The 9,173-nt window shown below is 70.2% G+C and carries 7 protein-coding genes; all 7 read left to right on the top strand.

Going from position 1 to position 9,173, the window contains the following annotated elements; all coding sequences use genetic code 11:
* The first annotated feature begins 185 nt into the window (after positions 1–185).
* Positions 186–2,393 carry a polyribonucleotide nucleotidyltransferase gene (locus ACFRQN_RS25220; protein WP_049651681.1) on the top strand — a complete coding sequence of 736 codons (2,208 nt, stop codon included), beginning with the start codon at positions 186–188 and terminating at the stop codon, positions 2,391–2,393.
* A gap of 120 nt (positions 2,394–2,513) precedes the next feature.
* Positions 2,514–3,866 carry a pitrilysin family protein gene (locus tag ACFRQN_RS25225; RefSeq protein ID WP_234348371.1) on the top strand — a complete coding sequence of 451 codons (1,353 nt, stop codon included), beginning with the start codon at positions 2,514–2,516 and terminating at the stop codon, positions 3,864–3,866.
* 47 nt (positions 3,867–3,913) lie between these two features.
* A complete protein-coding gene (gene dapB, locus ACFRQN_RS25230) occupies positions 3,914–4,660 on the top strand; it encodes a 4-hydroxy-tetrahydrodipicolinate reductase (protein ID WP_074006413.1) in 747 nt (248 codons plus the stop codon).
* A 70-nt stretch (positions 4,661–4,730) separates the two neighbouring features.
* Complete coding sequence (locus tag ACFRQN_RS25235) at positions 4,731–5,189, top strand: tetratricopeptide repeat protein (RefSeq protein WP_049651678.1); 459 nt, start codon at positions 4,731–4,733, stop codon at positions 5,187–5,189.
* On the top strand, positions 5,186–5,917 hold the full coding sequence (gene thyX / locus ACFRQN_RS25240; RefSeq protein ID WP_049651677.1) for an FAD-dependent thymidylate synthase: 732 nt from the start codon (positions 5,186–5,188) through the stop codon (positions 5,915–5,917). The genes ACFRQN_RS25235 and thyX overlap by 4 nt, the downstream gene beginning before the upstream one ends.
* Before the next feature lie 215 nt (positions 5,918–6,132).
* A complete protein-coding gene (gene dapA, locus ACFRQN_RS25245; RefSeq protein WP_049651676.1) occupies positions 6,133–7,032 on the top strand; it encodes a 4-hydroxy-tetrahydrodipicolinate synthase in 900 nt (299 codons plus the stop codon).
* Between the two features lie 171 nt (positions 7,033–7,203).
* On the top strand, positions 7,204–8,889 hold the full coding sequence (locus tag ACFRQN_RS25250) for a ribonuclease J (protein WP_117487801.1): 1,686 nt from the start codon (positions 7,204–7,206) through the stop codon (positions 8,887–8,889).
* Positions 8,890–9,173 lie beyond the last annotated feature (284 nt).

Genomic DNA, 9,173 nt, shown 5'->3' on the forward strand with positions numbered 1-9,173 from the left:
GGCAGCCGTGAGGCGCCGGTCCTCGGTAGTGGCCGTCGGAACCCCCGCAGACCGAGCGGGGCACTCCGGAGGCTTCGATCGAAGACCGGCCCGACTGCCGCCCTCCCCGAGGAGGGCCCGGGGCCCACCGCAGGCAGTACGCGGGGACGCTCTCCCGGAGACGTACGAAAGAGGAGATCTTCCAGGTGGAAGAGAACGTGTTCTACGCCGAGGCCGTGATCGACAACGGTTCCTTCGGCACCCGTACCATCCGCTTCGAGACCGGCCGTCTGGCCCGTCAGGCCGCCGGCTCCGCCGTGGCCTACCTGGACGACGACACCATGGTGCTGTCGGCCACCAGCGCGTCCAAGCAGCCGAAGGAGCACTTCGACTTCTTCCCGCTGACCGTGGACGTCGAGGAGCGGATGTACGCCGCGGGCCGCATCCCCGGCTCGTTCTTCCGTCGCGAGGGCCGGCCCTCCGAGGACGCGATCCTCACCTGCCGCCTGATCGACCGCCCGCTGCGCCCGTCCTTCGTCAAGGGCCTGCGCAACGAGGTCCAGGTCGTCGTCACCGTGATGGCGCTCAACCCCGACCACCTGTACGACGTGGTCGCGATCAACGCCGCCTCCGCCTCCACCCAGCTGGCGGGCCTGCCGTTCTCCGGCCCGATCGGTGGCGTCCGTGTCGCGCTGATCAACGGCCAGTGGGTCGCCTTCCCGACCCACAGCGAGCTGGAGTCGGCCGTCTTCGACATGGTCGTCGCCGGTCGCGTCCTGCCGGACGGCGACGTCGCGATCATGATGGTCGAGGCCGAGGCCACCGACAAGACCATCAAGCTGGTCGAGGGCGGCGCCGAGGCGCCGACCGAGGAGATCGTCGCCTCGGGCCTGGACGCCGCGAAGCCGTTCATCAAGGTCCTGTGCGCCGCGCAGTCGCAGCTGGCCGCCCAGGCCGCCAAGCCGACCGGCGAGTTCCCGGTCTTCCTGGACTACCAGGACGACGTCCTCGCCGCGCTGTCCGCCGCCGTCAAGGACGAGCTCGCCCAGGCGCTGACCATCGCCGGCAAGCAGGAGCGCAACAACGAGCTGGACCGCGTCAAGGCGCTGGCCGCCGAGAAGCTGCTGCCCGAGTTCGAGGGCCGCGAGAAGGAGATCAGCGCCGCCTACAACGCGCTGACCAAGAAGGTCGTCCGCGAGCGCGTCATCAAGGACAAGGTCCGCATCGACGGCCGCGGCGTCACCGACATCCGCACCCTGGCCGCCGAGGTCGAGGCCATCCCGCGGGTGCACGGCTCGGCCCTGTTCGAGCGCGGCGAGACCCAGATCCTGGGCGTCACCACGCTGAACATGCTGCGCATGGAGCAGCAGCTGGACACGCTCTCCCCGGAGACGCGCCGCCGCTACATGCACAACTACAACTTCCCGCCGTACTCCGTCGGTGAGACCGGCCGCGTGGGCTCGCCCAAGCGCCGCGAGATCGGCCACGGCGCGCTGGCCGAGCGCGCCCTGCTGCCGGTGCTGCCGACCCGCGAGGAGTTCCCGTACGCCATCCGCCAGGTCTCCGAGGCGCTGAGCTCCAACGGCTCCACCTCGATGGGCTCGGTCTGCGCCTCGACCATGTCGCTGCTGAACGCCGGTGTGCCGCTGAAGGCCGCCGTCGCCGGTATCGCGATGGGCCTGATCTCCCAGGAGATCGACGGCGAGACCCACTACGTCACGCTGACCGACATCCTCGGCGCCGAGGACGCGTACGGCGACATGGACTTCAAGGTCGCCGGTACCCGCAACTTCATCACCGCCCTCCAGCTGGACACCAAGCTGAACGGCATCCCGGCGTCGGTGCTCGCCGCCGCGCTGAAGCAGGCCAAGGACGCCCGCCTGCACATCCTCGACGTGATGAACGAGGCCATCGACTCGCCCGACGAGATGTCCCCGAACGCGCCGCGCATCATCACCATCAAGATCCCGGTGGACAAGATCGGTGAGGTCATCGGCCCCAAGGGCAAGATGATCAACCAGATCCAGGAGGACACCGGCGCCGAGATCACGATCGAGGACGACGGCACCATCTACATCGGTGCCGCCGACGGCCCGGCCGCCGAGGCCGCCCGCACCACGATCAACCAGATCGCCAACCCGACCATGCCGGAGGTCGGCGAGCGCTACCTGGGCACCGTGGTCAAGACCACGACGTTCGGCGCGTTCGTGTCGCTGATGCCGGGCAAGGACGGCCTGCTGCACATCTCGCAGATCCGCAAGCTGGCCGGCGGCAAGCGCGTCGAGAACGTCGAGGACGTCCTCGGCGTCGGCGCCAAGGTCCAGGTCGAGATCGCCGAGATCGACCCGCGCGGCAAGCTCTCCCTGATCCCGGTCATCGAGGGCGAGGAGGGCGGCGAGGCCGCTTCCGAGTGAAGCGCCGCTAGCTGACCCCCGCGGCCCGTACGCCTCACGGCGTGCGGGCCGCACCCCGTTGTCCACGCGTTCGTCCGTACGTGCCCATCCGCACGTGCGTTTCCTCTGGAGGTACCCCCCGTGGCGCAGGCCCCGGCGGTAACGCAGCGTCCCGGCACGACCCGGACCCTGCTCAAGGGCGTCGACGGCGCCGGCACGGTGCGCCGCACCGTGCTCCCCGGCGGCCTTCGGGTCGTCACCGAGACCCTGCCGACGGTGCGCTCCGCGACCTTCGGCATCTGGGTCGGCGTCGGCTCGCGGGACGAGACCCCGCAGCTCAACGGCGCCACCCACTACCTGGAGCACCTGCTCTTCAAGGGCACCGAGCGGCGCAGCGCGCTGGACATCTCGGCGGCCCTGGACGCGGTCGGCGGCGAGATGAACGCCTTCACCGCGAAGGAGAACACCTGCTACTACGCCCGGGTCCTGGACACCGACCTGCCGCTGGCCATCGACGTGGTCTGCGACATGCTCACCGGCTCGCTGATCCGCACCGAGGACGTGGAGTCCGAGCGCGGCGTCATCCTCGAGGAGATGGCGATGGCCGAGGACGACCCGGGCGACGTGGTGCACGACCTGTTCGCCAAGGTGATCTTCGGCAGCGGCCCGCTCGGCCGCCCGATCCTCGGCACCCAGGAGACCATCAGGACGCTCACCCGGGACCAGATCGCCGGCTTCTACCGCCGCCGCTACCGGCCCGAGCAGCTGGTCGTCGCCGCGGCCGGCAACCTCGACCACCGCAAGGTGGTCAAGCAGGTCGAGCAGGCCTTCGCGCCGCTGCTGGCGGCCTCCACCGCGGCGCCGGCCGAGGCCCGCCGCGGCGTCAAGGCGCTGCGCACGGCCGGCCGGGTCGAGGTGCTCAACCGCTCCACCGAGCAGGCCCACCTGGTGCTGGGCGTGCCCGGGGTGCCCCGGCACGACGAGCGCCGCTGGGCGATGGGCGTGCTCAACGCGGCCCTCGGCGGCGGGATGAGCTCCCGGCTGTTCCAGGAGGTCCGCGAGAAGCGGGGCCTGGCGTACTCGGTCTACTCGTACTCCTCGTCCTACGCGGACAGCGGCCTGTTCGGCATCTACGCCGGCTGCCAGCCCAAGCGGGTCGAGGAGGTGCTGCGGATCTGCCGCGCCGAGCTGGCCAAGGTGGTCGAGGAGGGCATCACCGAGGAGGAGCTGGGCCGGGCGATCGGCCAGATCTCCGGCTCCACCGTGCTCGGCATGGAGGACACCGGCTCGCTGATGAACCGGATCGGCAAGGCCGAGCTCAGCTACGGGCACCACCTGTCGGTGAACGAGATGCTGGAGCGCATCGCAGCGGTGACCCTGGAGGACGTCCACGCGGTGGCCCGTGATGTGCTGGGCGCGTACCGGCCGTCGCTCGCCCTGATCGGCCCGGTCAACGACAAGCGGGCCGCCAAGCTCGCCGATCTGCTGGTCTGATCCGCTTTTCCGGATCCGCTGAATCCCAGGTGAGAGGAACTTTTGCCATGACGCTGCGTGTCGCCGTGATCGGCGCCAGGGGACGGATCGGCTCCGAGGCGGTCAAGGCCGTGGAGGCCGCGCCGGACCTGGAGCTGGTCGCCACCCTCGGCCGCGGGTCGGACCTGGAGGAGCTGACCGAGGCCGGCGCCCAGGCGGTCGTCGAGCTGACCCACCCCGACTCGGTGATGGGCAACCTGGACTTCTGCCTGCACCACGGCATCCACGTGGTCACCGGCACCACCGGTTGGACGGACGAGCGGCTCGCCACCGTCCGCGGCTGGCTGGACGAGGCCCCGGAGCTCGGCCTGCTGATCGCGCCGAACTTCTCCATCGGCGCCATCCTCGGCATGAAGTTCTCCCAGATCGCCGCCCGGTACTTCGAGTCGGTCGAGGTGGTCGAGCTGCACCACGACCGCAAGGCCGACGCCCCCAGCGGCACGGCCACCCGCACCGCCCAGCTGATCGCCGCCGCCCGGGCCGAGGCCGGCCGGCCGCCGCAGCAGGACCCGACCACCCACAGCCTGCCCGGCGCGCGCGGCGCCGACGTGGACGGGGTGCCGGTGCACGCGGTGCGGCTGCGCGGCCTGCTCGCGCACCAGCAGGTGATGTTCGGCGACACCGGCGAGACGCTCACCATCCGGCACGACTCGCTGCACCACAGCAGCTTCATGCCGGGCATCCTGCTGGGCGTGCGCAAGGTCGTCGGGACGCCGGGGCTGACCTTCGGCCTCGAACACTTCCTGGACCTGTGACAGTGTCGAACCAGACCGTGCCGTACCAGAGCACGCCGAACCGGACCGCGCCGATCCCCGGAGGGGCCCGATGACCTCCCGCACCGGTTTCTTCGTCCTGTCCGGCGTGCTGCTGCTGGTCGCCCTGGTCTGCGTGGGCGAGGGCGTCCAGCTGATCGCCACCGGCAAGCCGCTCGGCATCGGCATCGGGGTCTGCGCCTTCGTGATCCCGGTGATCGGGGTCTGGTTCCTGCGCCAGACCGTCCGCTTCGGCCGGGACAGCGAGCGGCTGGCCCGCGAGCTGGAGGCCGAGGGCGGCCTGCCGGTGGACGAGCTGGAGCGCAGCAAGGGCGGGCGGATCGACCGGGCCTCGGCCGACGCGGTGTTCGCCCGCCGCCAGGCCGAGGCACAGGACGCGCCGGGCGACTGGCGGGTCTGGTTCCGCCTCGCCGTGGCCTACGCCGACGCCGGCGACACCCCGCGCGCCCGCAAGACCATGCAGCACGCCATCAAGCTGCACAGCACCGAACCCGCAAGGAGTAACGCGTGAGCGACGAACCGACGGCCCCCAGCTTCCGCAGCGACGTGACGGTGGAGCTGGTCCGCAGCGCCGCCGCCGACTCGGACGTCATCTGGGCGGCCCGGGTCTCGACCGCGGGCGAGCAGTCCCTGGAGGCCCTCCAGCAGGACCCGGAGAAGTCCAAGGGCCTGATCAACTTCCTGATGCGCGACCGGCACGGCACGCCCTTCGAGCACAACTCGATGACCTTCTTCATCAGCGCGCCGATCTTCGTGTTCCGGGAGTTCCACCGGCACCGCAGCGGCTGGTCGTACAACGAGGAGTCCGGCCGCTACCGCGAGCTCCAGCCGGTCTTCTACGTCCCGGGCGAGGAGCGCAAGCTGGTCCAGGAGGGCCGCCCCGGCAAGTACGAGTTCCACGAGGGCACGCCGGAGCAGCACCGGACCACGACCGCGGCCATGGAGGCCGCGTACGTCGAGTCCTACGCCCGCTACCAGGAGATGCTGGCCGCCGGGGTGGCCCGCGAGGTGGCCCGCGCGGTGCTGCCGGTGGGCCTGTTCTCCTCGATGTACGCGACCTGCAACTCGCGTTCGCTGATGCACTTCCTGTCGCTGCGCACCCGGCGGGAGAACTCGGCGGTGCCGTCCTTCCCGCAGCGCGAGATCGAGATGGTCGCCGAGCAGATGGAGGAGCAGTGGGCCCGGCTCATGCCGCTCACCCATGCGGCCTTCGAGAAGCACGGCCGGGTCGCCCCCTGACCTGGGACGACAGGCATACGGGCAGAGTGTCTGGCATGTCTGGATTGCGGCTTTTCTAGCCGCTCCCTACATTCGTGAACACGGATTCCGGTGCTGCCCGAACCCCCGAGCGGGCAGCACCGGAATCCCACGTCCGCGCCACCGACGCGCTGCACCTGTCCGAACACCGGACCGGCATGGGTACCGCCCCACCGCCTACGAGTAGCTTTGGACGCATGGCTCCGACCTCCACCCCCCAGACGCCGTTCGGCCGGGTCCTGACCGCCATGGTCACCCCGTTCACCGCCGACGGCGCGCTCGACCTCGACGGCGCCCAGCGCCTCGCCACGCACCTCGTGGACTCCGGCAACGACGGCCTCGTCGTCAACGGCACCACCGGTGAGTCCCCGACCACCAGCGACGCCGAGAAGGCCCAGCTGGTCCGCGCCGTGGTCGAGGCGGTCGGGGACCGCGCCCACGTGGTGGCCGGCGTCGGCACCAACGACACCCACCACAGCGTGGAGCTGGCCCGCCAGGCCGAGGCGGCCGGGGCGCACGGCCTGCTGGTCGTCACGCCGTACTACAACAAGCCCCCGCAGGAGGGCCTGTACCGGCACTTCACCGAGGTCGCCGACGCCACCGGCCTGCCGGTCATGGCGTACGACATCCCGGGCCGCAGCGGGGTCGCGCTGAGCCACGAGACGCTGGTCCGCCTCGGCGAGCACCCGCGGATCGTCGCCAACAAGGACGCCAAGGGCGACCTCGGCGCCGCGGCCTGGGCCATCGCCCGCGCCGACCTCGCCTGGTACTCCGGCGACGACATCCTCAACCTGCCGCTGCTGTCCGTCGGAGCCGTCGGCGTGGTCAGCGTCGTCGGGCACGTGGTGGCGGCGGACCTGCGGGCGATGGTCGAGGCCTTCCTGGCGGGCGATGTGGTCAAGGCCACGAGCATCCACCAGCGCCTGCTGCCGGTGTTCAGCGGTATGTTCCGCACCCAGGGCGTGATCCTCGCCAAGGCCGCGCTGGAACTCCAGGGCCTGCCCGCCGGCCCGCTGCGACTCCCGCTGGTCGGAGCGACGCCCGAGGAGATCGAGCGGTTGAAGCAGGATCTCGCCTCCGGCGGGGTACACCTTTAGCAGACACGGACGTGCGCGCCCCCGGCTCGCCGGACCTCCCCGGGTCCGCCGCTGGACCGGACCGTAGGCGCGAGAGCACAGACCCAGTAGGAAAACGACACTGAGTACGCGCGCCATATGTCTCCAGGGGGAGGACCCCGGACATATGGCGCGCGTCGTGAGGAGAGTCTTTTGAGCCACCCGCACCCCGAGCTCGGCGCGCCCCCGGCACTGAAGGAGGGCGCCCTCCGCATCACTCCGCTCGGCGGCCTCGGCGAGATCGGCCGCAACATGACGGTCCTCGAGTACGGCGACCGCATCCTGATCATCGACTGCGGCGTCCTCTTCCCCGAGGACGAGCAGCCCGGCGTGGACCTGATCCTCCCGGACTTCAGCTACATCCGGGACCGCCTCGACAAGGTCGACGGCATCGTCCTCACCCACGGGCACGAGGACCACATCGGCGCCGTCCCCTTCCTCCTGCGGGAGAACCCGGACATCCCGCTGATCGGCTCCAAGCTGACCCTCGCCCTGATCGAGGCCAAGCTCGCCGAACACCGCATCCGGCCGTACGTGCTGGAGGTCAAGGAGGGCGAGCGCGAGCGCATCGGCCCCTTCGACTGCGAGTTCATCGCCGTCAACCACTCCATCCCGGACGCCCTGGCGGTCGCGGTCCGCACCCCCGCCGGCATGGTCGTGGCCACCGGTGACTTCAAGATGGACCAGCTCCCGCTGGACGGTCGCCTGACCGACCTGCCGACCTTCGCCAAGCTGGCGGAGGAGGGCATGGACCTGCTGCTGGTGGACTCCACCAACGCCGAGGTCCCCGGCTTCATCCCGCACGAGCGGGACATCTCGGCGGCGCTGCGCAACGTCTTCGCGAACGCCGACAAGCGCATCATCGTGGCCTCCTTCGCGAGCCACGTGCACCGCATCCAGCAGGTGCTGGACGCCGCGCACGAGTACAAGCGCAAGGTCGCCTTCGTCGGCCGCTCGATGGTCCGCAACATGGGCATCGCCCGCGACCTCGGCTACCTGAAGGTCCCCGGCAACATGGTCGTGGACGTCAAGCAGCTGGACGACCTGCCGGACAAGGAGGTCGTGCTGATCTGCACCGGTTCGCAGGGCGAGCCGATGGCGGCGCTGTCCCGGATGGCCAACCGCGACCACCAGATCCGCATCGTCGAGGGCGACACCGTCGTCCTGGCCTCCTCGCTCATCCCGGGCAACGAGAACGCGGTCTACCGGGTGATCAACGGCCTGACCCGCTGGGGCGCCAAGGTCGTGCACAAGGGCAACGCCAAGGTGCACGTCTCCGGCCACGCCTCGGCCGGCGAGCTGCTCTACTTCTTCAACATCTGCAAGCCGCGCAACCTGATGCCGGTCCACGGCGAGTGGCGCCACCTGCGCGCGGCCGCCGAGCTGGGCATCGCCACCGGGGTGCCGCGCAACCGCGTGGTCATCGCGGAGGACGGCGTCTGCGTCGACCTGGAGAAGGGCGTCGCCCGGATCGTCGGCAAGGTGCAGGCCGGGTACGTCTACGTGGACGGCTCCTCGGTCGGCGACATCACCGAGGCCTCGCTCAAGGACCGCAAGATCCTCGGCGAGGAGGGCTTCATCTCGGTCTTCGTCGCGGTCGACTCGACCAACGGCAAGATCGTCGGCGGCCCGACCATCCAGGCCCGTGGCTCGGGCATCGACGACAACGCCTTCGGCCCGGTCGTCGCCAAGCTCCAGGAGGGCCTGGACCGCTCGGCGAGCGACGGCGTGCTGGAGCCCCGCCAGGTGCAGCAGCTGGTCCGCCGGACCATCGGCAAGTGGGTCGCGGACAACTACCGCCGCCGGCCGATGATCCTGCCGGTCGTCGTCGAGGTCTGAGGCTCGCTCAAGACCGGCTGAGGCCGGTTTGACGTGGGGCGACCCGGTGCGTAATGTTCTCCGGGTTGCCCCACGGGACGGCCCCTCGGAAACGGGCTCGAATTCGGATTCGAATTCGAGAACGACCGGGGAAAACGGACCGAAAGACTCTGATAGAGTTCGGGAGCGCCGAAAGGCGAAAGCAAATCGGATGAATGAAACTCCGGAAAACGGAGCGGAAAACATCTGATAAGCTGGAAACACGAAAGAACGAAGCCCGGAGGGTCCGCTGGAAGGCGGTCCGA

The organism is Kitasatospora sp. NPDC056800, assembly GCF_042789775.1.
Classification (GTDB): Bacteria; Actinomycetota; Actinomycetes; order Streptomycetales; family Streptomycetaceae; genus Kitasatospora.